This is a genomic window from Bradyrhizobium nivariense (assembly GCF_029846695.2).
In the GTDB taxonomy this organism is placed as follows: domain Bacteria; phylum Pseudomonadota; class Alphaproteobacteria; order Rhizobiales; family Xanthobacteraceae; genus Bradyrhizobium.
The window spans coordinates 129,959-154,054 of the sequence record NZ_JARWCR020000017.1 but is presented as its reverse complement, the minus strand read 5'-3'; the positions used below and the strand labels follow the sequence as shown (position 1 = coordinate 154,054).

Sequence of the window (24,096 nt, the reverse complement as noted above, 5' to 3'; positions counted from 1 at the left end):
ACAAAGCGGCTGCATCTTCGCCCACTGGGCGTCCGTCAAAACGAATCGCTGCATCCAAAACTCCTTTCGGAGCTTGAATCACGGACGTTCCAATCTGTGAATCCTGAATCTCAACAGACCCTAGAGCCATTTCCGTTCCGATGGAATCGGAACGGGGCTCTAGATTGTAGCTTTGACGGGTTTTCTTTACGCGAACCGGTATCCACTTCGCGCGAAAACGCTCAGGCTATTCCGCGGCCTGCTCGAGCGGAGCCACGCGCGGCAGGACGATCTGGATGCGCGTGCCGCTGCCCGGTTCGGAATCGAGATCGAGGCGTCCGCCGAGCCGGTTCGTGACGATGCTGTAGACGATGTGCAGCCCGAGGCCGGTGCCGCCCTGGTCGCGCCGCGTCGTGAAGAACGGATCGAAGGCACGGCGGCGGACGTCGAGCGACATGCCGCAGCCATTGTCGGAGAAGATGATCTCGACATTGTCCTTGCCGGACTCGCGCACCTGGATGTCGATGGTCCCCGGCCTGCCGTCCGGGAAGGCGTGCGCCACCGCGTTGAGAAACAGATTGGTCAGCACCTGGCCGTATGGTCCGGGATAGCTGTTCATGGTCAGATCAGGCTGGCATTCGACATTGAGCGTCAGATTGTGCTTGCGCAGGCCGGGCCGCAGACTCATCACCACCTGTTCGGTGAGGTCACCGAGATCGAAGCTGCGCTGGTCCGAATAGTTGCGGTCGGCGGCGACCTGCTTGAATGACTGGATCAGCTCGGCCGCGCGATTGAGATTGGAGACGAGCTGCGAGGACGCGTCGCGGCTGGTGTTGAGGAAGTCGTTGAGCGTGGAGCGGCGCAGCTCGCCGCGCTCGACCTCGGCGGTGAACATCGCGGTCTTGCGCTCCAGCGCGGAGGCGACCGTGAGGCTGATGCCGACGGGATTGTTGACTTCGTGCGCGACGCCGGCGACGAGGCGCCCGAGCGCCGCCAGCTTCTCCGCCTCGATCAGCGAGGCCTGGGTCTCGCGCAGATTGCGCAGCGCGGTCTCGGCAGATTCCTTGGCTTTCCGCATCTCCTGCTCGCCGCGCTTGCGCTCGCCGATGTCGAGCGCCACGGTGACGATGCGCTCGATCTCGCCTTCGGCATCGAGCAGCGGCAGCTTGTTGACCAGCCATTGCCGCATGTGGCCGGAAGAGTCCTTGTACTCCTCTTCGTAGAAGCCGAGACCCTTTCGAAGCGTGAGCACGCGCTTGTCGCTCTCGTCGGACTTGGCCGCGCCGTAGCGCGACATCAGGTCCGCCGTGGTGCGGCCGAGCGCATCGCCGGGCTCGATGCCGAAGATGCCGGCCATGTAACGGTTCATCAGCATGTAGCGCAGGTCGCGGTTCTTGACGTTGATGACCGCGGGCACGGTGTCGATGACCTGCTGGAGCAGGCGCCGTCCTTCGGCGATGGCGTCCTCCGCCCGCTTCTGGTCGGTGATGTCGCGCAGCGTACCCTCGTAGCGGACGATGTTGCCCGCCTCATCCCGCACGCCGGTGGCGCTGTCGGACAGCCACAGGATATCGCCGCTGCGCTGGCGCACCTGGTATTCGAACTCGCGCACCATGCCGTCGCGGGCCATCAGCCGCTGATATTCGACGCGCGCCTCGGGATTGACGTAGATGGTGTGGGCGATGTCGTTGATGCTGTCGATGAGGTGCTTGGGGCTGTCATAGCCCATCATCCGCGCCAGCGCCGGATTGGCGTTGAGGAGATCACCGGCCGGCGTCGTGACATAGATGCCGTCGACCGAGCCCTCGAACAGTTTCCGGTAGCTCTCTTCGGCGAGGCGTTGCTCGGTCAGTGCGCGCACCGCCGCCTCGCGTGCCGTGTCGGCCTCCTCCAGCGCACGGCGGAACACTTCGGCCGCCCGCGCGATGTCGCCGATCTCATTGTCGAGGTCGGCGGACGGGATCGAAGTGTCTTTCTCGCCCGCCGCAAGCGCGCGAATGGACCGAGCGATCTGGGCGAGCGGACGCACCGTCCTGCGCACCACGAACAACGCCGCACCCATGCCGATCAGCACGCCGATCGTGCCGAGCACGATGCTCTGCCAGCGCGCCTCCGTCAGCGTGCGGGCAAAGTCGCGCGACAGCACGTGGCCGCGCCGGGCGCTGACCTCGCGAAGCAATTCGGTGACGCGGCCGATCAGCCGGCCCTCGGTTCCCAGCACCTCGCGATCGATGTCGGCGATCTGCCGCTCCCGGACAGCGACCGCGATGATCGCCTCAGCGTAGTCGTTGACGGCCGATCTCAGCTTGGCATCAGGGAAGCCCATCGCCCGCATGCTCTGCGCCGCCTGCTCGGCCGCGGACGGGTTGCGCGCGAGCAATCCGAGCGCGATCCGGCTCTGCGCCTCCGACAGACGGGACGCCAGCTCGCGGTCCGCGGTGCCGGAGACAGCCGCGTCGAACTGGTCGCGAAGCGGCGGCAGGCCGGCGAGCAGTTGGGCGCGGCGGTCGATCAGGGTCGAGATCCGCTCCAGGCCGCTGCGGTAGGTCGCCAGCCGCTCGGTGACCCCGTCGATCATATCCTGCTGCTCGGGCGCGAGCTCGATGCGGGTCTTCTTCAGGATGTCGCTGAGCGTCGAGGCCGCCTCGCCCACCTGCTTGAACTGGGTGCCGGCGCCGGGGTCGGTGACGAAGTCGCGCGCCGCGAGCCGCAACTCGTTCATGCGGCGGTCGATGTCCTCGGCGAGGTCGCCGACGCTCTGGAGCCGCTGCAATTCGGCAAAGGTCGTGTCGATGTGCCGGATCGCGATCACGCTCGCGGTCGAGGTGACGATGATCACCGCCAGCACCAGAAGGAAGCTGCCGAAGGTGAGCTGGCCGATGGAGAGCGAGAATGTTCGCTTTTTCTCAGGGGTCGGCGTCAATTCGGCGGACATTCGTGATTTGAGGACCGGGCTATTGGAGGCCCAATATACGACGTATTGCGGCCCCGGGGGAACATGCGTCTGGCCGCCGAATATCCTTAATGTTGCGACCCCGCCGCCCCCCGGTCCCGGCTTTATGACGTTTTCACGCTGGCCGGCCGCCGGGCCGGGATGGTCATGGCGGCGACGCCGAGGACGACGCAGGCAAGGCCGATCCAGGCGGTCCGGCTCAGGCTCTCGCCGAGGAAGCCGACGCTGATGGCAACCCCGATCGGCACGCGCAGATAGGCCTGCGCGGTGGTGCCGACCGAGCCCAGGGTCTGGATCAGGCGGAAATAGATCACGAAGGCTGCGGCGGTCGAGAAGGTCGCCAGCGCGAGCAGCGCCAGCACGGAACTCAGCGAGGGCGACAGCGTCCAGGGCTGTTCGACGATCAGCGAGGCCGGGATCAGCGCCGCCGCCCCTGCCAGCAGCGAGCCGGCCGCGGGCGCCATGGGATCGAGACCTTTGAAACCGCGACCGAAGATCGCGGCGCATGCGTAACAGATGGTGGCGGCAACGATCGCGGCCTCCGCGACGAGACCGCTGCCGATATCATGGAAGGCATCGACGCCGACGATCAGCAAGATGCCGGCCATCCCCGCCATGACGCCGAACAGCTTTCGCGGTGTCGTCGTCTCGTGGCGGGTGACGACCGCCGTGAGCAGGAAGGTGAAGATCGGCCCGGCCGAGTTGAGGATGGTGGCGAGCGCGGCATCGACGTGGCGCTCGCCCCAGGCGATCAACGTCCAGGGGATCACGCTGTTGAGCACGGCCTGGAAGGCGAAGCGTTGCCAGGTCGCGGCATCCGTCGGCATCCTGATGCCCCGCGCCCACATGATCGCGAGCAGCAGCAGGCCCGCAATCGTGGTGCGCGCTGCGATCAGCGTGATCGGCGGAATGGTTGCGACGCCGAGCTTGATGAAGGTGTAGGAGCCGCCCCAGAGCGTTGCGAGCGCAACCAGCAGCGCCAGCTCGACGGCGATGTTGTTATCCTGCCGGTTGTCCATGTCGCGCGCTCCGTCCCGTTGTCAGGGACGGAACCTAGCGCGTCTGGCCTCGCCAATACTTCGCTTTGTGTCGAAGTGTCCTAGCCGACCGCCCCGACCTCGAACACCTCGCCGTCATAGCCGGCCTCGCGGGGGATGCGGAGCTGGCGGCCGGTTTCGGTCTTGGTCATGACAGGCATCACCGTGACGATGGACATGCCGCTTGCATGGTCGAGCGCGGCCTTCACGCTGCCCTGCTTCGCCAGCCGGATCAAATTGCGCGTGGTAGGGAACGGCAGCTTGAAGCGGCCGCTCTCGCCGCCCTCCACCGCCTCGCGCGGCGAGACCCAGATCGAATCGGTCGACTCCCTTCCGTCATGCGCGCCGAGCTGATCGGGCGGCGCTGCCGCAAGGAAGAACCAGGTGTCGAAACGCTTCGGCATGCCCTCCGGCGTGATCCAGTGCGCGTAAGGCACAAGCGTATCGAGCGCGAGCTGGAGGCCGTTGTCAGCCAGAATGCTCAGGAAGCTGATCTTGTGCTCGTTGAGCGCGACGCGATGCGCATCGGCGATCTCGCCGGCGCGCTTAGCATCAACAGGCGTGCCCGAATCCTTCGTCCGTGCCAGCAGGATGCCGCTTTCCTCAAAGGTCTCGCGGATCGCGGCGATCCGAAAACCGCGGTCCGCTTCGCTCAGGCCCTCGCCCCCCGAATACAGATCAGCGCGCGCGACGATCTCCTGATCGCCGGCATCGACGCTGCCGCCGGGAAACACCAGCGCGCCCGAATTGAACTCGATCTGATGATGGCGGACCATCATGAAGACTTCAATTTCGTCGCGGCTCTCGCCGTTGACCGTCGTGCCGTCGCGCAGCAGGAGGATCGTCGACGCCGGCCGCGATGCTGAGGTCTCGACCATTCAACTAACCTGCCGCGCTGGATTGCGGGCCGAGATTGGCGCGCTTGTCAACACGGGCGACGCGCGACAGCAGGTACTCGACCTCCGCCTTCGCCGCCGGCGTGATGGTCGCGGCGGGCTTGCGCTGGGCGCTGGAGGCGATGATGCCGCGCTTCTGCAGCACGTATTTGCGCACGGCAAGGCCCGCGCCGGGCTGCTGCTCGTAACGGATCAGCGGCAGATGCGCGTCGAACAGATCATGCGCGGCGTCGCGCTTGCCGGCCTTCGAGAGGTTCACGACGTCGATCAGAAGCTCGGGGAAGGCGTAGCCGGTCATGGCGCCGTCGGCGCCGCGCTCCATCTCGAAATCCAGGAACGTGCCGCCATTGCCGCAGAGGATCGAGAGCGGCCGGAGCGAGCCGTCCTTCTGGAAGCCGCGTAGCGTCGAGATCTTTTCCAGGCCCGGCCAGTCCTCGTGCTTGAGCATCACGCAATTCGGATTGTCCATGACGATCTTGCGGATCACGGCCGGCGTGAACACCACCGAGAGCGTCAGCGGATAGTCCTGAAGCACCCACGGCACGTCGGGATCGATGGCCTCGGCCGCCTGCTTGTAATAGCCGACGATCTGGTCGTCGGTGCGGAGCGAGGGCGGCGGCGCGATCATCACGCCGGCAGCGCCTGCGTCCATCGAGGCCTTCGCCAGCGAGCGCATGGTGGCAAAGCCCGGCGCGGAGACGCCGACGATCACCTGCATCTTCTTGGCGCGCTTGACGAAGCGCACCGCCACCTGCTCGGCCTCGGCGGCGTCGAGCTTCGGTGCCTCGCCGAGGATGCCTAGCACGGTGACGCCGTCACAGCCGACCTCCTCGTAGAAATCGGTCAGGCGGTCGATCGAGCGCTCGTCGATCCGGCCGTCATCGTGGAACGGCGTCGGCGCGATTGCGAAGGTGCCCTTGGCGTCGGCGGTAAGCTTCATTGGGTCTCTCTGTCCTATCGTCTGTCGTCATTTACGGGCTCGCGACTTCGTCGCGCCCCGGAATGACAGTGTAGCTAAAACCGCCGCGCACCCATCTTGATCTGCTCTTCGGAGAAGAAGATCTCCTGGGCATGATCGGCGATGTCCCGGGCGTTCCAGCCCGTGTGCGGCGGTTTCCAGCCTTCCATTTCCATCATCCGCATCTCGCGCACGCCGCGGGGCCCGGACACGCCCAACACCTTGCCGGTCTGGTCGCCGGACAAGTCGCTGACCATGTATAGCACGGCCGGCGCGATGCCGTCCGGCCCCAGCGCCGCACCGGGGTTCTCCTTATAGCGGGGCAGGTCTGCGGTCATGCGGGTCAGCGCGCCGGGTGCCAGCGTCCAGATCCGGATGTTGTATTTTCGACCCTCGATCGCCAGCACGTTGGACAGGCCCCAGATGCCGCCCTTGGCCGCGGCGTAATTGGTCTGGCCGAAATTGCCGATCAGGCCCGAGGTCGAGGAGGTGTTGACGATGACGCCGCCGCCATTTTCCCGCATCCAGCGAAACACCGGCATGGTGCAACAAAAGGTGCCCTTCAGATGCACCTTGATGACCTTGTCCCAATCGGACTCGGAGGCCTTGGAGAAAGTCTGGTCACGCAGGATGCCGGCATTGTTGACGAGGATGTCGGCACGGCCGAAGTGCTTGATGGCGTCGTCGAACACCGACTGGCCGCCCTCCATGGTGGAGATGTCCGCGCCGTTGGCGACGGCCTTGCCGCCCTCGGCCTTGATCGCGTCGACCACGAGCTGCGCCATCGATTTGTCGGCGCCGGAGCCGTCACGGGGCCCGCCGAGGTCGTTGACGACGACGGACGCCCCTTCCCGCGCAAACAGCTTTGCGTAGGCCTCACCGAGCCCCCCGCCCGCGCCGGTGATCAGCGCAACCTTGCCGTCGAGTAGTCCCATGGTGGCCTCTCCCTGGTTGTTTTTCTTACCTCGCCCCGCTTGCGGGGAGAGGTCGGATCGCCCTTGCGATCCGGGTGAGGGGGTACAGCTCTCAATACCGTCTCGGCTCGTGGTGAGAGCCCTCACCCCGCCCTCTCCCCGCATCCGCCTTCGCCCGAAGGCGGGCTTCGGCGGACAAGAGAGCGGGGCGAGGGAGACGACGGCCGTCGCGTGTTGCTAACCCAGCACCGTCCTGCCGTTCTTGATCACGGTGACGCCGCGCGACTTCACCTTGGCTTCGAACGAGATCGTGTTGCCGTCTTTCCAGAGGTCCATGGTCACGGTCTCGCCGGGATAGACCGGCGAGGAGAACCGCGCGACGTGCTGGCGGAAGGCGGAGGCGTCGTAATCGGCATAGGTCTGGAGCACGCCGCGGCAGGTGATGCCGTAGGTGCACATGCCGTGCAGGATCGGACGCGGGAAGCCGGCCTTCTTCGCGAACTCGGGATCCGAGTGCAGCGGGTTGCGGTCGCCGCAGAGGCGATAGACCAGTGCCTGGTCGGGACGCGTGACGATGTCGATGGTCCTGTCGGGCGCGCGCGACGGGATCTTGTGCGGGTCGGGCTGGGTCAGGTTCGGCCCGCCAAAGCCGCCGTCGCCGCGGGCGAAGCGCGAGGCGACCAGCGTCGCCAGCTTCTCGCCCTTCTCGTTCTTGAGCACGGTCTGGTGGCTGATCACGACGCCCTTGTCCTTGCCCTTGTCGTAGACCTCGACAACGGAGGAGTCGGCGGTGATGTGCGCGGCCACCGGCAGCGGCTGATGGAAGGTGATGTCGCGCTCGCCGTCGACGACCATGACGCGGTTGAGGTTCATTTCGCCTGGCCCTGCGCCCCACGCCGCGACGGACGCAAAGGTCGGCACCACCTTGAGCGGCCGCGGCGTCAGCGTGCCCTCATTGACGAAGGCGAGCTCGTTTTCATCCATCGGATCGGCGCCGAGCCCGATGCCATAGGCATAGAGCATCACTTCGCGATCGCTGTAGGCATATTTCTGGCCGATGTTTTTGAGGGCTTTGAGTTCTTCGTATCTGGCGGACATTTTCCTGGTTACCTCCCCGGATTTCCTCTGCGCCGCTGCCCGTTACTGTGCCCTCTCCCCTTGTGGGAGAGGGCTGCACCGGCATCAGCAACAAACTCGTTTGGGTGAGGGGTTGGCTCGAGACAGACGGTCTCTCCGCGGAGACAGACCCCTCATCCGGCGCTTCGCGCCACCTTCTCCCACAAGGGGAGAAGGAAGAAGTCAGACCGGCGTGAAGAACGGCAGCGGCGCGCCATCGGTCGGCTTGAACACCACCTTCACCTTCTGGCCGATCTTGAGCGTTGTCAGATCGCAATCGACGAAATTGGTCTGCAGCGACGGGCCTTCCTTCAGCGTGACGTAGCCGATCGCGTAAGGACCGGTCGGCGACTTCCGCATCAGGCTCCAGGTGTAGATCGTGGCCTCGCCCGAAGACTCTTCCCACACCGTCTTGTCCGAGTAGCAGAACGGGCAGATCGCGCGCGGGAAGTAATGCGCTTCACCGCAAGCGGTGCAGCGCTTGATCATGAACTTGCCCTCCTTGGCCGCATCCCAGAACGCCGCCGTCTCGGGGTTGGTCACCGGGGCCGGATATTTCTTGGCTTCGCTCATCACACGCGCTCCAGAATGGCCGTCGATGCGGCGTGGCGGACGCCCAAGAGACCGCCGGTGCCGTGCGCGATGGCGAGATCGCAGTTTTGAACCTGCACCTTCGGATGCGCCTCGCCGCGCAACTGCCTGACGGCCTCGAGGATCTTGGTCATGCCGCCGCGGTTGACGGGGTGGTTGCTGCAAAGGCCGCCGCCGTCGGTGTTGAACGGCAGCTTGCCGACGCCCGAGATCAGATTGCCGTCGGCGACGAACTTGCCGCCCTCGCCCTTCTTGCAGAAGCCGAGGTCTTCGAGCTGCATCAGCACCGTGATGGTGAAGCTGTCGTAGATCGAGGCGTATTTGATGTCCTTCGGCGTGATGCCGGCTTCCTCGAACGCGCGCGGACCGGACCAGATGCCGGCGGAATAAGTGAGATCGAGATCCTTGCCGCCGCGCGGGCCCTTCATCGCCTCGCCATGGCCGATCAGCTTGACCAGCGGCTTCTTCAGGCTCCTGGCGATCTCGGGCGTCGTCACGATCAACGCGCCGCCGCCGTCAGAGACGACGCAGCAATCCATGCGATGCAGGGGATCGGAGATCATCGGCGAGTTCAGGACGTCCTCGACGGTGACGACGTCCTTGAGCATCGCATGCGGATTGTATTGCGCATGATGCGAGGCTGCGACCTTGATCCAGGCGAGCTGTTCAGAGGTGGTGCCGTAGTCGTGCATGTGGCGCATGGCACACATGCCATAGGCATTGTGGGTGGTCGCACCGTAAGCGGATTCGAAATCGGCTTCCGCGCCAGCCGCGCGCGGCGGCATTGCGCCGGTGCGCGGCTTGCCGGCAAGCGTGATCAGCGCGATCGAGCATTTTCCCGCGGCGATCGCTTCGGCGGCATGACCGAGATGGATGATGTAGGAACAGCCGCCGGTCTCGGTGGAATCGACGTGACGGAGCTTTTTGGTGTTCAGGCCGAGATAATCGACCATCGGCCAGGCGCCGCCGGGCGCGTCGCCGGCGCAGAAATAGCCGTCGACATCGTCCTTGCTGAGCCCGGCATCCTCGATCGCGCCCTTGGCGACCTCGGCATGGAGCTGCGCGGTGGATTTGTCCGGCGCATGCCGGGTCGGGTGTTCAAAAATCCCGGCAATGTAGGCCTTGCCCTTGATGGTCAAAACTTCAGGTCTCCGCTGGCGTTTCTTCTTGCTCGGTTTTTCTGAACCCCGGTGGCCTGATTGGCAAGCGCGGAAATATTCCGTCGGGCGACAGGGCAGCGGCTTGGCGCAAATGATGCTTCCGTGTCCCGGACGCGCTGCAACGCCTAAGCGTTGCCGCGCAGAGCCGGGACCCATGTGACCACGCACATCGTTGCATGGGCCCCGGCTCTGCAGCGCATCGCTAAAGAAGCGCTGCGCTGCGTCCGGGGCACGAGAGCCGGACCAAGTCGTAAAGGTGTTTTGCCCGACAGCACAAGCGGTTTCGCTTTATCGAAAGAAACCCTTTTATCGAAAACAACCCCATGCACAGTAGAACGGTGATTGATTTCAAACGGAAAATCGTAGGGTGGATCTAGCCCGAATGGAGCGCAGCGTAATCCGACGTATACCCTGCGCAACCGTCCCGGATTAAGCTTCGCTCCATCCGGGCTACGGCGGCAACGGGCGGGTTTGCCGGAAGCACCTGCGCCACCACACTACTGACCAACTAATGCAGCGGAGGAGCCAGGAGTTTTGAAATCTTTGTCTCGGCCGCTCCGGCACCGAACAGGCCGTCACTTTCCAATACCTGTAAGTCATCATAGTCTGGAAGCAGCTCGGATACGCTCCTAAGCGGATCGTCGTCCGCGTACCGCACCAGCCGAGCCTTTCTCGATATCGGATCTCGCCTGACAAAGTCGGGCATTGACCAATCTCTCCGATCCCAGTTGGCCACCTTGCCGATGATCAACCACCGGCCCTCAATCAGCCCGAGGTCTCCGAAGCGAATTCTGGCCACAGCAAGATCGGGACGAAGGTCATCGAACGTTGCCGACCCTGGCGTTTCGAGACGCGGACCGAAAAAGTATCCCAGCAGAACCTTTCCCCGGCGCGGCGACCGCGCGACGACTCCACGGGCAAATCCGCCGTTTCGAAGCGGCATTGCGAACACGGAGCCTTCTTCGTAGGGCAGCTTCATCTGCTGTCGATGGTATCGTACAGGATCTAGTTAAGAAGTGGCGTAGCCCGGATGGAGCGTTGCGCAATCCGGGGTCGTCATCCGCGGATACAGTTGTCCCGGATTGCGCTTCGCTCCATCCGGGCTACGAGACCATCCTACTCCGCCGCGATCTGCCGTGGTGCCGGCGGCGGGTTGGCGAGGTCGGCGGCGAGCTGGGCGTAGCGGGCCTTGGCGTCCGCGACGGCCTTCTCCTTCACCGGGCCGTAGCCGCGGATGCGGTCGGGCAGCGAGAGCAGTTCGACCGCGGTATCGATCGTGAGCGGCGACAGCAGGCCGAGCACGGTGGCGACGTCCTTTTCGTAGCCTGTGATCAGATCGCGTTCGAGCTTGCGGTCAGCGCTGCGCCCGAAGATGTCGAACGACGTGCCGCGCAGGGCCTTGAATTTCGCCAGCACGCGGAATGCCTTCAGCATCCACGGGCCGAACGCGCGCTTCTTCGGGCGTCCCAGCGCATCGACTCCACGGCTGAGGATCGGCGGGGCCAGGTTGAAGTTGAATTTGAAGTCGCCTTCGAACTGGTCGCGGAGCTGCTTTTCGAAAGCACCGTCGGTATAGAGGCGCGCGACCTCGTATTCGTCCTTGTACGCCAGCAGCTTGGCGTAGTTGATCGCAACCGCGCGCGTCAGCGCCTCGTCATAGCCGCCCTGCCTGGCGGCGTCGCTGACCTGGTCGACCAGCTTGCGGTAGCGTTTTGCCAGCCGGCCGTTCTGATACGCGGTGAGATGCTTGGCGCGATGCGCGATGACCTCGTCCAACGTCATTGCGTCCAGGGACTTGGGCGCGACGACCTCGTCCGTCCCCTTCAGCATGTCGGCTAGGCGCTGGGGATCGGCGACCGCGAGGCGGCCGAGGCGGAAGGCTTCCTTGTTCATCTTGACCGAGACGCCGTTGACCTCGATCGCCTGCTCGATCGACTCCGCCGACAAGGGCAAGAGGCCCTTCTGATAGGCGTACCCCATCATCATCATGTTGGTGGCAATGCTGTCGCCGAGCAACTGCTCTGCCGGCTTGGTGAAGTCGAAGAAGGTCGTGTCCTTGTGCAGCGCCGTTTCCAGCAACCCAGTCAGCTTGCGGGTCTGGAAGTTGAAATCGCGGTTGAGGACGAAGTCGGCCGTGGGGATGACGTGGCTATTGATGATGCCGCGGGTGCGGCCCGAGTCGCAGAGCGAGATGGTGTCCTTGGCGACCGCGACCACCTCGTCGGCGGCAAGCACGAGATCGGCGGTGCCGGTGACGATGCGCGAGCAGGTCACTTCGGCCGGATGATCCGACAGGCGGACATGGCTCAGCACCGCGCCGCCCTTCTGCGCGAGGCCCGACATGTCCAGGATCATGGAGGCCTTGCCCTCGATATGCGCGGCCATGCCAAGCAGCGCGCCGATGGTCAGCACGCCGGTGCCGCCGACGCCACCGACCGCGATGTTGTAGGGCTTGTCCAGGTTGGGGCGCGACGCCGGCTCCGGCAGATCGCCGATATCGCCAACGCCCGCCGGCGCGCGCTTGCGCATCTTGCCGCCATCGATGGTGACGAAGGACGGGCAAAAGCCTTTTACGCAGGAATAATCCTTGTTGCAGGTCGACTGGTTGATGGCGCGCTTGCGGCCGAACTCGGTCTCCAGCGGCTCGACCGAAATGCAGTTCGATTGCACCGAGCAATCGCCGCAGCCTTCGCACACCGCGGGATTGATGAGCACACGGCGCGCCGGATCCTCCAGGGTGCCGCGCTTGCGGCGGCGGCGCTTCTCGGCGGCGCAGGTCTGCACGAAGACGATTGCGGATGCACCCTTCACCTTGCGGAGCGTTTTCTGGACCGTGTCGAGCTCGTCGCGATGCGCGGTCTTGACGCCGGGCGCGATCTCGTTCGCGGGATAGGCGTCGGGATTTTCGGAGACCAGATAGATCTCGCGGATGCCTTCGCTGTGGAGCTGGAAGGTGATCTGCTGCGGCGACAATTCGCCATCGACATGCTGGCCGCCGGTCATCGCGGTCGCGTCGTTATAGAGGATCTTGTAGGTGATGTTGGCGCCGGAGGCGATCGCCTGACGGATCGCGAGGCTGCCGGAGTGGAAATACGTGCCGTCGCCGAGATTGGCGAACACGTGCTCTTCCTTGGTAAAGGGGGCAACGCCGACCCACGGCACACCCTCGCCGCCCATGTGTGTGAAGGTCTCGGTGGAGCGATCCATCCACAGCGCCATGAAGTGGCAGCCGATGCCGGCAAAGGCACGGCTGCCTTCGGGCACCTTGGTCGAGGTGTTGTGCGGGCAGCCGGAGCAGAAATACGGGGTGCGGGCGACAGGCGCGGTCGCCTGCATTTGCGAAGCCTGGCGGCCGTTGAACCAATCGGCCTTGGCACGCAGCATGGTTGCAATTTCGGGGTTAAGATCCAGGCGAAGCAGACGCTCGGTCAGCGAACTGGCCAAAGAGGCGACGCTGAGTTCTTCGGCAAAGGGAAGGAAGCGCTTGTCGTGATCGTCCATCTTGCCGATGATGCGGGGACGGACATCGTCGCGCCAATTGAACAGCTCCTGCTTCACTTGATTCTCGACGATCTCGCGGCGCTCTTCGATGATGAAGATTTCCTCGAGGCCTACGGCGAATTGCCTGACGCCTTCCGGTTCCAGAGGCCAAGGCATGCCGATCTTGTACAATCGAAGTCCGATCTTGGCCGCGACCTCGGGTGTGATACCGAGCTCGCGTAGCGCCTGCCGGATATCCTCGTAGCTCTTGCCGGACGCCATGATGCCGTAGCGGGCGTTCGGCGAGTCCATGGTGATGCGATTGACCTTGTTGGCGCGCGCAAAGGCGATCGCGGCAAAGCCCTTGTAGTCCTGCAGGCGGCGGTCCTGGGCGAAACGGTCGTCGGGCCAGCGCAGATTGAGGCCACCTTCCGGCATCTCGAAATCGGTCGGGATCACGAACGGCGTCATCTCGTCGGTGAGGTCGATCTCGGCGGTGGTCTCCACCGTCTCCGTAATCACCTTCATGCCGACCCAGCAGCCCGAGTAGCGCGACATCGCGATACCAAGAAGGCCCATCTCGATCATCTCATGGACGCTCGACGGGTAGAGATAGGGCATCAGCGCCGATATGAAGGCGTGGTCGGACTGATGCGGGACCGTCGAGGATTTTGCGCCGTGGTCGTCGCCGGCGAGACACAAGACGCCGCCGTTCTTGGCGGAGCCCGCGGCATTGCCGTGGCGGAAGACGTCGCCGCAGCGATCGACGCCGGGGCCCTTGCCGTACCAGATGCCGACCACGCCGTCGTATTTGGCCCCCGGCGAGAGGTTGAGCTGCTGCGAGCCCCAGACCGCGGTAGCGGCCAGATCCTCGTTCACGCCGGGCTGGAACTTGATGTTGTACTGCTCGAGATGCTTGCGCGCGGCGAAGAGCTGCTGGTCATAGCCGCCGAGCGGCGAGCCGCGATAGCCGGAGATGAAGCCCGCGGTGTTCAGCCCCGCGGCACGGTCGCGCCGGATCTGGGCCATCGGCAGGCGGACCAGGGCCTGAATGCCGGTTGTGAAAATATGTCCGGTGCCCTGGGTGTATTTTTGATCAAGACTGATCGGACCCTGGTTGATGCCCATTATGTCCTCTTCCGCCCTTTTGAGCGCTTGGCTGCTTAAGCCGTTGCCTGCCCGTTGTTTTTAGCTGGGGCGCGCCGACCATCTTCGCCACTCTATGTCGGATATTTCACGCTCCGCATCACAAATCTGGACCAAAGGCAGCGCCGGGTAAAAATCGCAATTTCGTGGCTGCAATGGCATCGGCGATTTTCAATTTGTGTCACCATACCCCCGCCGTCGCGAAACGACGTGACGCCCCGGTGAGGCGGGACGACGTCGATCGGTCGCAGGAGAGGCTTTCGATGCGGACGATTCTGGCTGGCTTGGCGCTTATGGGTCTGGCGTTGTGCAGTGCGGTTGCGAGTGCGGCCAGCGCTGCCGAGCCGTCGGCGGAGCTGATCGCCTACGGCAAGGCGCTGGTCGAGGCCGGCGACTGTGCGGGCTGCCACACCGCCGATCCCGCAAAACCGTTCGCAGGCGGAAAGCGCATCGACACGCCCTTCGGGGCGATCTACGCGCCGAACCTGACACCGGACCGCGACACCGGGATCGGCGCCTGGACCGATGCCGATTTCACCCGCGCCGTGCGCACCGGCGTCGCGCCCGACGGCTCGAACTATTATCCGGCGTTCCCCTATCCCTATTTCACGCGGATGACGAAGGACGACACGCTGGCGATCCGGGCCTATCTCGGAACTCTCGCGGCCGTCACGAACCGCAACAAGCCGCCGGAGCTGCGCTGGCCGTTTGGCTATCGCGGCCTGATCCGGATCTGGAACATTGTGTATTTCAAGCCCGGCCTGTTCGAGCCGGACCAGAGCCAGAGCGCGGCGTGGAATCGGGGCGGCTATCTCGTCACCGGGCTCGGCCATTGCGGCGCCTGCCATACGCCGAAGAACTATCTTGGCGCGGACAAGCAGGCGCAGGCACTCTCAGGCAACGAGGTCGGCGGCTGGTACGCGCCAAGGCTCGATGGCGCCGCCCGCACCGGGCTGAAGTCGTGGAGCGTCGAGGACGTCACGGAATATCTTCAGAGCGGGCGCAACGCCAGGAGCCATGCCGACGGGCTGATGGCGGAGGTGGTTGTCAACTCGACCTCGAAGATGAGCGATGCCGACGTGCGCGCGATCGCGGTTTACTTGAAGAGCCTGCCGCCGGCACGGCGTGAGACCATCGTGACGCCGCCTGACGAGGCCGAGATGAAGGCCGGCCAGGCCGTCTACGCCAAACTCTGCATCGCCTGCCATGAAGCCGACGGCTCCGGCGCACCGCGCATCTATCCGCCGCTGCCCGGCAACGCGCTGCTGCAATCGGTCAATCCGTCCTCGACCTTGCGCATCATCCTCGACGGCGCCCACACCGTGACGACACCGCGCGCACCCAACACCGGCGAGATGCCGGCCTACACCAGGCAATTGTCCGACCAAGAGGTCGCGGCGGTGACGAACTACATCCGCAATTCCTGGGGCAACGCAGCCCCGCTGGTGACGCCGGCGCAGGTGGCGAAGGCGCGGAAGCAGGCGCCGTAGCTGCAGGCGCCGTAGCTCAAGGCTCCCGCTCCTCCTGTTCCGTGAAGACAAACTTCGGCATCTCCCATTTGTAGCGCACCGCCAGCAGGCGGAAGCTGATGCCGAGGGCGAAGGTCAAAATGGTCCAGAGCTCGGCGTTGAGCTTGAGGCCGAAAGCGGTCGCATAGAACAGGCCGGTGACGACCGAGACGCTGGCATAGAGCTCGGAGCGGAACAGCAGCGGCACGTCATTGCAGAGCACGTCGCGCAACACACCGCCGGCGCAGCCCGTCACCATGCCGGAGACGATGACGATCGGCAACGTCGCGTCCATCTGCCAGGCGATGTCGCAGCCGGCCATGGTGAAGACGACGAGGCCGATGGCGTCAAGCACGATGAAGGCCACCTTCAACCGGTGCACGAGGCGCGCCATCAGAATGGTGAGGAAGGCGGCGCCCCCGGCCAGCGCGAGATAGATGGGGTTTTGCACCCAGGCCAGCGGATAGTGGCCCAGAAAGAGATCGCGCAAGGTGCCGCCGCCGAGCGCCGTGATGCAGCCGAGGAAGCAGACGCCGAGCCAGTCCATGTTGCGGCGGCCGGCTGCGAGCGCGGCGGTCATGCCTTGCGCCGCGACCGCGACCAGCGACAACAGATGCAGAACACTATCGCTCGGCGGCAGGCTCCACATCGTTTTGTTCCCTTTCCCCAGCGGAACTTGCGCTTTGGGTTCCCAAGTGAACAGGTTCCCGATTCCCGGTCCGGGCGCAACATGCGACGAAAGCCCAAGGAAAGCCCAAGGAAGGGCGGAACCGAATCTCGCATCTATGGGTTGTCCAGCCGCAATAATCGAGGAGACCCAATCGATGGCTGACGACCGTTTTACCAACGATCCGTATCGCCCGAATCTCGCCGATGATGAGTATCGCAACGCGGCGCGACGGGATGCCCAGCTTCAGGCCGACGCCGAGCTTGGCGAAGGCCCCGCCTCCAGTGGCAAGGTAGCCCTGTTCGCAGTGGCAATCGCCTTGGTGCTGGGTGCCGTGTTCTACGGCCTGAACAATACGAGCACCGGCAACCAGGCGAGCAATGCGCCGGCGACGCAAACCGCGCAACAGGCGCCGTCCACCAATCCGGCCGCACCTCCCGGCATGCGCGACGTGACGCCGCGCAACAACGCCGGGCCGGGCATGACCACGGGCGCCGCGCCGAGCAAGCCGGCCCCGGATACGCAGGCGCCGTCTGACGGCGCGAAGTAACGACTTGCAACAACATGCGACAACGGCGGGACCTCACATCCCGCCGCTGTTCATTAGTTTCTAGAGTTTCTAGCCGAACATCTTGTTGAGTTCGCCGCCGGGATAGCCGCTGCCGAGCTCGGCAAAGGTGCCCTTCTCCGCCATCTCCTTCGCGGCCCGCATGAAGCCGCCCCACGCGGCACGCGCGAGTGAGCCGCCGACGCTGATCCTGCGCACGCCGAGATCGGTGGCCTCCTGCAACGACAGGCCGGAACCGCCGATCAGCAGGTTGAACGGTTTTGGCGCGACAGCCTTCACCGCCGCGGCAATATCCTCGCGTGTCTTCAGGCCCGGCGCGTAAAGGCAATCGGCGCCCGCATCGGCGTAAGCGGTGAGCCGGTCGATCACGAGCTTGAGGTCGGTCACGCCCCACAGATACGCCTCGCAGCGGCCGACCAGCAGCGCGCCGCTGTCGCCGATCGCCTTGCGAGATGCCTTGATACGCTCGACTGCGAGTGTGCGCTCGTAGATCGGCTTGTCCTTGTCGCCGGTGGAGTCCTCGATCGAGAGACCGGCAACGCCGGTGCGCACACAGCGCTCGACATTGTCCGCGACCTTGTCCGGCTCGACCGCGAAGCCGCCCTCGAAATCGGCGTTGACGGGGATGTCGACCGCCGAGCTCAATGCCGCCAGATGCTGACAGACGTCCTCGACCGAGACGTGGTTGTCGGGCTTGCCGATGGTCCAGGCAAAGCCCGCGCTCGACGAGGCGAGCGCCTTGAAACCGAGATGCTGCAACGCTTTCGCGCTGCCAACGTCGACCGGATTGGGCAGGATGAAGCAGCCGCTCTCGTGCATCTTCCTGAAGGTCGCGCGCTTGTCAGCAGTTGTCACATGCATGTTTCTCTCCCTTGTTGGCCGCGCAGAGATGGGGACGTGCCGCCGCGAGCGCTAGTGCGCGTCATGCACCGCGCGGCTGTCCTGCGGCGCCTGCTCGCGATCATTCATGCTGTAGTCACGGATGACGCTGGCGATACGCAAATGGTAATCGGCGAAGATTTTTGCGCGGCCCTTGGCCTGCGTGCGGCGATGCTCCATCGTGTTGCGCCAGGCTTGCACGGCTGCCTCATCCCGCCAGAACGACACCGACAAAATCTTGCCCTTCTCGGTCAGGCTTTCGAAACGCTCGACCGAGATGAAGCCGTCGATGGTTTGCAGGATCGGCTTCAGGTCGGCCGCGAGGTCGAAATAATCCTGGCGGTGTTCCGGCTTTGGCCAGACCTCGAAGATCACGGCGATCATGGGCGTCTCCTTGAATTGATGGCCTACAATACCACTTACAACACCACTTGGCGCAGGAACGTGCGCTCTTCTGCGAGGATGAATTTGTGCTCCTCGGCGAAGTGGAAGTTCGCCATGCCTTCCGTATCCTGACGCAGCCGGGTGCGATAGGCTTCATACGCAGCCAGACTCTCGAAGGTGATCAGCGCAAACGCGATGTTGTTGGTGCCCTCGTGCGGCATGAAATAGCCGATCAGGTCGCCGCCGCATTTCGGGATGATGGTAAGCCAGCGCTTCGAATATTCCTCGAACTGCGCGCGCTTGAACGGATCGAGCTGGTAGCGGATGAAGACGGTGACGGACATCTAAGTTTCCTCTTCTTTGATGGCGCGAGCGAAGCGTCAGCTCCTCATCCTGAGGAGCTTGCACAGCAAGCGTCTCGAAGGATGAAGGCCCCGCCGGTGGCCTCGCCCTTCGAGACGCGCGCAAGAGCGCGCTCCTCAGGGTGAGGATCGAGATTTCAGTTTTGCTACGCCGTTCGCTCGCAATGACGTGTATGTGGCGACACGCTACGACCTTGCCCGACCGCAATGCTTCGGCTACCATCGAAGCATGAAATCAGGTCCAGACATCGCCATGATCGCCTCGCTCGTCGGCGATCCCGCCCGCGCCAACATGCTCACGGCGCTGATGAACGGCCGCGCGCTCACCGCGAGCGAGCTCGCGCAGGAGGCCGGCATCACGCCGCAGACCGCGAGCTCGCATCTTTCCAAGCTCGAGGCCGGTGGCCTTATTGAGCCGGAGAAGCAGGGCCGCCACCGCTACTACCGCCTCACCGACGACGACGTCGCCGGCGTACTGGAGGGCCTTGCGGGCCTCGCCGCACGGACAGGCCATATGCGCGTGCGCACCGGGCCGAAGGATCCGGCGCTGCGGCGTGCGCGGATCTGCTACGACCATCTCGCCGGCGATCTCGGCGTGCAGATGCTCGACACCCTGCGCGCGCGAAACCTGGTCAGGCAGAAGAAGCAGGAGATCGAGCTGACGGCGGAGGGCGAGCGCTTCCTCGCAAAAAATTTGCAGATCTCGCCCGACATGCTCACCCATCCGCGCCGCCCGATCTGCAAGGCCTGCCTCGACTGGAGCGAGCGGCGCCACCATCTCGCCGGTACGCTGGGCGCCGCCATGATGCAGCGTTTCGCCGAGCTAAAATGGGCCGCCCGCGACGCCACGCCCGGCAGCCGCGTGGTGAATTTTACGCGCACCGGCGAAAAGCAGTTTGCGGCGCTGTTCGGCAATGAGCAGAACTGATCACGCGAGCCGCTTGAGATTGCACATTTGCGTGTGAGCGCCTGCCGTCGACGCGGCCAAGGCTTGACCCGGCCATCCACGGGTTTATGGCCATCGGTGCCACACATCAGAGATCCCAATGAACCGTATCCTCCCGGCCGCGCTCGCCGCCGCCCTGCTCGCTTCGCCGTTCACCTCCGTCCATGCCGCCGATACCGCCCCGCGCGAGCCCTACGGCATCGCGCTCGAAGGCTTTGCCTATCCTTATCCCGTGCACCTGCTGCCTGTTATCAATGACGGCGAGCAGCTCAGCATGGCCTATATGGACGTGGCGCCGGCGCAGCCGAACGGCCGCACCGTGGTGCTGCTGCACGGACGCAATTTCCCCTCGAGCTACTGGGCGCCTGTCATCAAGATGCTGAGCGAGGCCGGCTTCCGCGTCGTGGTGCCGGACCAGATCGGATTCGGCAAATCCTCCAAGCCGGCAGGCGAGCTGCACTTCGACACGCTGGCGCGCAACACGGTCGCGCTGCTCGATCATCTCAAGATCGACAAGGCCGAGATCGTCGCCCATTCGCTCGGCGGCATGCTCGGGGTGCGCATCGCCCGCGCCTATCCGGATCGGGTCGCCCATCTGGTGCTGACCGCGCCGATCGGGCTCGAGGATTATCGCCTCTACGTGCCGCCGACGCCGACCGACAAGATCATCGAGACCGAGGACAAGCTCACGGCCGACGGCTATCGCAAGCAGCTCCAGACCAATTACGCGATCAAGCTGGCGCCGGACGCGATCACGCCGTTCATCGAGGCCCGCTTCAACATCAAGGGCAGCCCTGATTATCCGCGCTGGCTGCGTGCCTTCGTCAGCTCCGGCCAGATGATCTATCGCGAGCCGGTGGCGCACGAGGTCGCACTGATCACCGAGCCGACGCTGTTCATCATGGGTGCCGACGACCACAACGCACCGGGCCGACTGAGCGCGCCGGAGGCACTGCGCGCGAAGATGGGACAGAACGCCGAGCTGGCGAAGGCATTGGCCGCGAAGATGCCGAATGCGCGGGCCGAAGTGATCCCGGACACCGGCCACCTTGTCTTTCTGGAATCACCGGAGAAGTACAAGGAGCTGGTGCTGGGTTTTCTCGACCGCTAGCGTCATTGCTGTCGTCCTAAGCTGCGTGCGGAGAACGTTCATGCCGCATTCAGGTCATGATTGGCAGGTTTGGGTCGCGCCGTGTCGGCATGTTGCAAACTTTAACGTGTCGAATCGTGTCTTTTGATTCATTGTGCGCCGAAAGCGCCAAGCCCTCCTAGAACCTGCCCACAAGCCTGCCCCAAGGACGAGAAGGAAGATCAAATGAAATACCTGTTTGCCGCCGTGATGCTCGCCAGCGCGGTCGTTGGTTTCAGCGAGGCGGCCAGCGCCGCGGAGGGCTGCGGCCCCGGCTTCTATCGCGGCCGCTATGGCAACTGCCGCCCGATGGCCGGCCGTGGTCCCGTTGTCGTGGTCGCGCCGGCGCCGGTCGTGGTCGTACGCCCCCGCGGCTGCCCCTATGGCCTCCGCTGGTACGCCGGCCGCTGCCGTCCGTACTGATCTCTTCTTTTCGCATTGCGAAGTGGCCGCGCGGGATCAGCCTGCGCGGCCACTTTTTTCTAGCGCCTGACGTCGCATCGGGACGGCTTCGAATCAAAACGGGGACCGCAATCGCGGTCCCCGTTTAAAGTCTAGCTTGCAAAGCCTGGCTTGCGCGGAGCTTACCAGTGGCGGCGATGCCAGCGCCGGCGGCGCCAGCCCCAGTGACGGCGATGCCAGCCCCAGTGACGGCGACGCCAGTGGCCGTGGCCGCGCCAATGCACCTGTTCCGGCTTCAACTGCGCGGCTTCATCGCTGCTGGTGACTGCGGGATGAGCGTCTGGATTGCCTTGCGGCATGCGGCGGGGATCACCAAGCGGCTGCGGCGCCAGCGGCGCGGCCTGTGCGGCGGTCGTGAACGCGGCAGCTCCGGCCGCGACACCGATTGCAAACTTCAAAAAGTTCCGGCGCTCCATGACATGTCCTCTGGGCTATCGGGCAAGTGATGCAGAGGGAGTGTCGTGGTCACGACATGAACCAAAGCTGAATCGCGCGTTCAGGTTTATGGAAAGGCGACACGGATGCGTGGCTACTTCGCAAATTCCTGCGCCAGCAGCGTCTCGCGCGAGCGTTTCACTTCGGGCCAATCGCGGTTGAAATCGGCCACCAACCGCGTCAGCGCATCGCCCATCAGCATCGCAGCGAGCTTGGCCTCGTCGTCGAACTGGTACATGGCCTGATGCAGCGAGGGATCGTCCAGGCTCCAGAACCGCCAGGCTTTGCTCACACCGAACGCCTTCACCGCGTCGGGCAAATGTTCCGTCTCGTACCATGTGTCGAAAGCGGCGCGCTTGCCGGCATCGGTGATGTTGGCGCGGACGACGAAGAAGGCTGATGGCATCGGATTTCCTCCTGTTGTTTGGGGTTAGCTTACCCGGTTATAGTGGCGGCAACAAAAAGCCCGCGCGGCGGATTTTGCCGTCGCGCCCATAAGGGGGGAATGGCCATGCGCAGGATCATCACGGGTCTCGTTGCGATCGCCTCGCTGTGGCCGGCCGCCTCACCCGCCGAAATCGTCCGCTTCGACATCCTTGCGCGCGAGCCCGCTTTTGCCGGGCGTAACTTCGGCAACGTCGGAACCTACGAGCGCATCACCGCGCGCGCGACCATCGCACTCAACCCGGTCGACGACCGCAACGCGGTCATCACCGATCTCGCACTCGCGCCACGCAATGCAGATGGAAAGGTCGAGGCCACCGCGGACGTCGTGATCCTCAGGCCCAGCGATCCCACGCACGGCAACGGCACGCTGCTGCTGGAAGTGCCCAACCGCGGCCGCAAGCTGGCGCCGCAACTGTTCGACGATTCCGCCCAGCCCGGCGCCAACAATGCGGACAAGGCCGAGGATTCCGGCATCGGCTTCCTGCACCGCCAGGGCTTTACGATGGTCTGGGTCGGCTGGCAGGGCGACATCCCCTCCAGGCCGGGACAGCTCGCGATGACGGCGCCGGTGCTCAAGGGCGTCACCGGACCCGCGCGCGAAGAATTCGTTTTCGACAACACGACCAACCCCGCGCGCGCTACGCTGATTTGGCCCGCGGCCGATGCCGCCAATCTCAATGTCACGGTGCGCGCCGCCTGGGCCGACGCCCGGCAGACGCCATCCGGTCTCTCCGCGAAGCTGATCGATCCCGCGACGGTGGAGATTGTCAGGCCCGACGGTTTTGATGCCGGCGCGCTCTATGAGATCACCTACACTGCGCGCGATCCGGTCGCCCTCGGCATGGGCTATGCCGCCGTGCGCGACGTTGTCAGCTTCCTCCGCCATGACGAGACCCAGGCGAACCCGCTGCTGAGCGGCCTGCATCCGTCGGTCAGCCACGCCATCGGCTTCGGCGTCTCGCAATCCGGCCGCTTCCTGCGCGACTTCCTCTATCTCGGCTTCAATGAGGACCTTTCCGGACGAACCGTGTTCGACGGCCTGATGCCGCATGTCGCGGGTACCCGGCGGATGGCGACCAACGTCCGCTTCGGCCAGCCCGGCCGCAACCCGCGCCATCCGCAGGACCCGGCGTGGCAGGCCGATCTCTTCCCCTTCACCTATGCGAGCCTGAGCGATCCCTATTCCGGCAGGACCGACGGCCTGCTCCGCCGCTGCGCGCTTTCGGCCACGTGTCCGAAGGTGATGCAGACCGACAGCGAGCACGAATGGTGGGCCTCGCACGCCTCGCTGCTCGTCACCGATCTCGCAGGCAATCACCTCGACCTGCCCGACAACGTCCGCGCCTACATGATCTCGGGCACGCCGCATTTCGCCGAAGCCGCCGACATCATGCACAAGGGCGCGCCCGCGATATCGCTGCCGCAAAACCCGATGCATGCGGGCGGGCCTATGCGCGCGCTGCTCACCGACCTCAACGCCTGGATCAGCGACGGCACGAAGCCGCCCGCAAGCCGCATCCCCATGCGCGCCCATGGCACGCTTGTGTCGGCGCAGGGCGCCGTGCCGACGGATATCCCCGGCCTGCCCTACGCCGGCATCCACACGCTTGCCGCCTTCTCCGACCAGAGCGTGCTGCCGCCGAAGGAGATCGGCCGCTATCCCGTGTTCGTGCCGAAGGCCGACAATGACGGCATGGCCATCGCCGGCATCCGCCAACTTGCGCTCGCGGTGCCACGCGCGACCTACACCGCGTGGAATCCGCGGGCGCAGGGATTTGGCCCGACAGCGCTCTATCCGCTGCAGGGCGCGGTGGTGCCATTCGCGCCGACCGAGGCGGCGCGGAAGGAAGTGCACGATCCGCGGCCGTCGATCGCGGAACGCTATGCAGATGATGGCGCGTATGTGGCGGCGGTGCGCCGCGAGGCCGCGCGGCAGGTCGCGGAACGATTGCTGCTGCCGGAGGATGCCGAGCGCGCGGTCGAGGCGGCAAAGCAAGGGAAGCTGGCGAAGCTTGGGCAGTGATGGAGATTCCGCGATCCGTCGGGTGGGTTGGCGAAAGGCGACGAAAAAAACCTGTC

At 64.7% G+C, this 24,096-nt stretch carries 22 protein-coding genes; 6 read left to right on the top strand and 16 right to left on the bottom strand.

The features are described 5' to 3' along the window. Nucleotides 1-226 precede the first annotated feature (226 nt). The 10 genes from QCM77_RS16770 to QCM77_RS16725 form a co-directional block, all read right to left on the bottom strand. Nucleotides 227-2,914: a PAS domain S-box protein gene (locus tag QCM77_RS16770; protein ID WP_279684257.1), complete on the bottom strand. Its 2,688-nt coding sequence runs from the start codon at nucleotides 2,912-2,914 to the stop codon at nucleotides 227-229. A 122-nt stretch (nucleotides 2,915-3,036) separates the two neighbouring features. Beyond that, nucleotides 3,037-3,951 carry a DMT family transporter gene (locus QCM77_RS16765; protein WP_279662217.1) on the bottom strand — a complete coding sequence of 305 codons (915 nt, stop codon included), beginning with the start codon at nucleotides 3,949-3,951 and terminating at the stop codon, nucleotides 3,037-3,039. Nucleotides 3,952-4,031: 80 nt separating this feature from the next. Further along, a complete protein-coding gene (locus QCM77_RS16760; protein WP_279684256.1) occupies nucleotides 4,032-4,847 on the bottom strand; it encodes an NUDIX hydrolase in 816 nt (271 codons plus the stop codon). Nucleotides 4,848-4,851: 4 nt separating this feature from the next. Beyond that, nucleotides 4,852-5,805: a dihydrodipicolinate synthase family protein gene (locus tag QCM77_RS16755; RefSeq protein ID WP_279662213.1), complete on the bottom strand. Its 954-nt coding sequence runs from the start codon at nucleotides 5,803-5,805 to the stop codon at nucleotides 4,852-4,854. Between the two features lie 74 nt (nucleotides 5,806-5,879). Then, nucleotides 5,880-6,758 carry an SDR family oxidoreductase gene (locus QCM77_RS16750; RefSeq protein WP_279684255.1) on the bottom strand — a complete coding sequence of 293 codons (879 nt, stop codon included), beginning with the start codon at nucleotides 6,756-6,758 and terminating at the stop codon, nucleotides 5,880-5,882. A 216-nt stretch (nucleotides 6,759-6,974) separates the two neighbouring features. Continuing rightward, complete coding sequence (locus QCM77_RS16745) at nucleotides 6,975-7,835, bottom strand: MaoC family dehydratase (protein ID WP_279684254.1); 861 nt, start codon at nucleotides 7,833-7,835, stop codon at nucleotides 6,975-6,977. 201 nt (nucleotides 7,836-8,036) lie between these two features. Beyond that, the gene (locus QCM77_RS16740) at nucleotides 8,037-8,426 is read right to left on the bottom strand and encodes a Zn-ribbon domain-containing OB-fold protein (protein WP_279684253.1); all 390 of its coding nucleotides are present in this window, start codon (nucleotides 8,424-8,426) and stop codon (nucleotides 8,037-8,039) included. Then, complete coding sequence (locus QCM77_RS16735) at nucleotides 8,426-9,583, bottom strand: thiolase family protein (RefSeq protein ID WP_279684252.1); 1,158 nt, start codon at nucleotides 9,581-9,583, stop codon at nucleotides 8,426-8,428. Before QCM77_RS16735 ends, QCM77_RS16740 begins: the two co-directional genes overlap by 1 nt. Nucleotides 9,584-10,112: 529 nt before the next feature. After that, nucleotides 10,113-10,583, bottom strand: a complete 471-nt coding sequence (locus tag QCM77_RS16730) for an immunity 26/phosphotriesterase HocA family protein (protein ID WP_279684251.1) — start codon at nucleotides 10,581-10,583, stop codon at nucleotides 10,113-10,115. 137 nt (nucleotides 10,584-10,720) lie between these two features. Further along, nucleotides 10,721-14,212: an indolepyruvate ferredoxin oxidoreductase family protein gene (locus QCM77_RS16725; RefSeq protein ID WP_279662201.1), complete on the bottom strand. Its 3,492-nt coding sequence runs from the start codon at nucleotides 14,210-14,212 to the stop codon at nucleotides 10,721-10,723. A 281-nt stretch (nucleotides 14,213-14,493) separates the two neighbouring features. On the opposite strand from QCM77_RS16725, the gene QCM77_RS16720 reads away from it, so the two are divergent. Further along, the gene (locus QCM77_RS16720; RefSeq protein WP_279662199.1) at nucleotides 14,494-15,720 is read left to right on the top strand and encodes a c-type cytochrome; all 1,227 of its coding nucleotides are present in this window, start codon (nucleotides 14,494-14,496) and stop codon (nucleotides 15,718-15,720) included. 16 nt (nucleotides 15,721-15,736) lie between these two features. Here the strand turns inward: QCM77_RS16720 and QCM77_RS16715 are convergent, their stop codons facing one another. Then, nucleotides 15,737-16,387, bottom strand: coding sequence for a trimeric intracellular cation channel family protein (locus QCM77_RS16715; protein WP_279662197.1), 651 nt, complete (start codon nucleotides 16,385-16,387; stop codon nucleotides 15,737-15,739). 175 nt (nucleotides 16,388-16,562) lie between these two features. Between QCM77_RS16715 and QCM77_RS16710 the strand changes: the two genes are divergently transcribed. Then, nucleotides 16,563-16,955, top strand: a complete 393-nt coding sequence (locus QCM77_RS16710) for a hypothetical protein (RefSeq protein ID WP_279662195.1) — start codon at nucleotides 16,563-16,565, stop codon at nucleotides 16,953-16,955. Nucleotides 16,956-17,024: 69 nt separating this feature from the next. Here QCM77_RS16710 and QCM77_RS16705 read toward each other — a convergent pair whose 3' ends face one another. The 3 genes from QCM77_RS16705 to QCM77_RS16695 are packed head-to-tail and all read right to left on the bottom strand — an operon-like array spanning nucleotide 17,025 to nucleotide 18,580. After that, on the bottom strand, nucleotides 17,025-17,834 hold the full coding sequence (locus tag QCM77_RS16705; RefSeq protein ID WP_279662193.1) for an isocitrate lyase/PEP mutase family protein: 810 nt from the start codon (nucleotides 17,832-17,834) through the stop codon (nucleotides 17,025-17,027). A gap of 51 nt (nucleotides 17,835-17,885) precedes the next feature. Continuing rightward, the gene (locus QCM77_RS16700; protein WP_279684250.1) at nucleotides 17,886-18,236 is read right to left on the bottom strand and encodes an antibiotic biosynthesis monooxygenase family protein; all 351 of its coding nucleotides are present in this window, start codon (nucleotides 18,234-18,236) and stop codon (nucleotides 17,886-17,888) included. Between the two features lie 35 nt (nucleotides 18,237-18,271). Continuing rightward, nucleotides 18,272-18,580, bottom strand: coding sequence for an NIPSNAP family protein (locus tag QCM77_RS16695; RefSeq protein WP_279662189.1), 309 nt, complete (start codon nucleotides 18,578-18,580; stop codon nucleotides 18,272-18,274). Between the two features lie 247 nt (nucleotides 18,581-18,827). Here QCM77_RS16695 and QCM77_RS16690 point away from each other — a divergent pair, with 247 nt between their 5' ends. The 3 genes from QCM77_RS16690 (at nucleotide 18,828) to QCM77_RS16680 (ending at nucleotide 21,096) form a co-directional block, all read left to right on the top strand. Next, the gene (locus QCM77_RS16690; RefSeq protein ID WP_279662185.1) at nucleotides 18,828-19,526 is read left to right on the top strand and encodes a metalloregulator ArsR/SmtB family transcription factor; all 699 of its coding nucleotides are present in this window, start codon (nucleotides 18,828-18,830) and stop codon (nucleotides 19,524-19,526) included. 118 nt (nucleotides 19,527-19,644) lie between these two features. Continuing rightward, nucleotides 19,645-20,655: an alpha/beta fold hydrolase gene (locus QCM77_RS16685; protein WP_279684249.1), complete on the top strand. Its 1,011-nt coding sequence runs from the start codon at nucleotides 19,645-19,647 to the stop codon at nucleotides 20,653-20,655. A 204-nt stretch (nucleotides 20,656-20,859) separates the two neighbouring features. Then, nucleotides 20,860-21,096, top strand: coding sequence for a GCG_CRPN prefix-to-repeats domain-containing protein (locus tag QCM77_RS16680; RefSeq protein ID WP_279662182.1), 237 nt, complete (start codon nucleotides 20,860-20,862; stop codon nucleotides 21,094-21,096). Nucleotides 21,097-21,257: 161 nt separating this feature from the next. Here QCM77_RS16680 and QCM77_RS16675 read toward each other — a convergent pair whose 3' ends face one another. Both QCM77_RS16675 and QCM77_RS16670 read right to left on the bottom strand, forming a co-directional pair. Continuing rightward, a complete protein-coding gene (locus QCM77_RS16675; RefSeq protein WP_279684248.1) occupies nucleotides 21,258-21,551 on the bottom strand; it encodes a twin-arginine translocation signal domain-containing protein in 294 nt (97 codons plus the stop codon). Between the two features lie 113 nt (nucleotides 21,552-21,664). Then, nucleotides 21,665-21,976, bottom strand: a complete 312-nt coding sequence (locus QCM77_RS16670; RefSeq protein WP_279684247.1) for a hypothetical protein — start codon at nucleotides 21,974-21,976, stop codon at nucleotides 21,665-21,667. Between the two features lie 105 nt (nucleotides 21,977-22,081). On the opposite strand from QCM77_RS16670, the gene QCM77_RS16665 reads away from it, so the two are divergent. Then, nucleotides 22,082-24,040 (top strand): alpha/beta hydrolase domain-containing protein, encoded by a 1,959-nt coding sequence (locus QCM77_RS16665; RefSeq protein ID WP_279684246.1) that lies wholly within the window; start codon nucleotides 22,082-22,084, stop codon nucleotides 24,038-24,040. Nucleotides 24,041-24,096 lie beyond the last annotated feature (56 nt).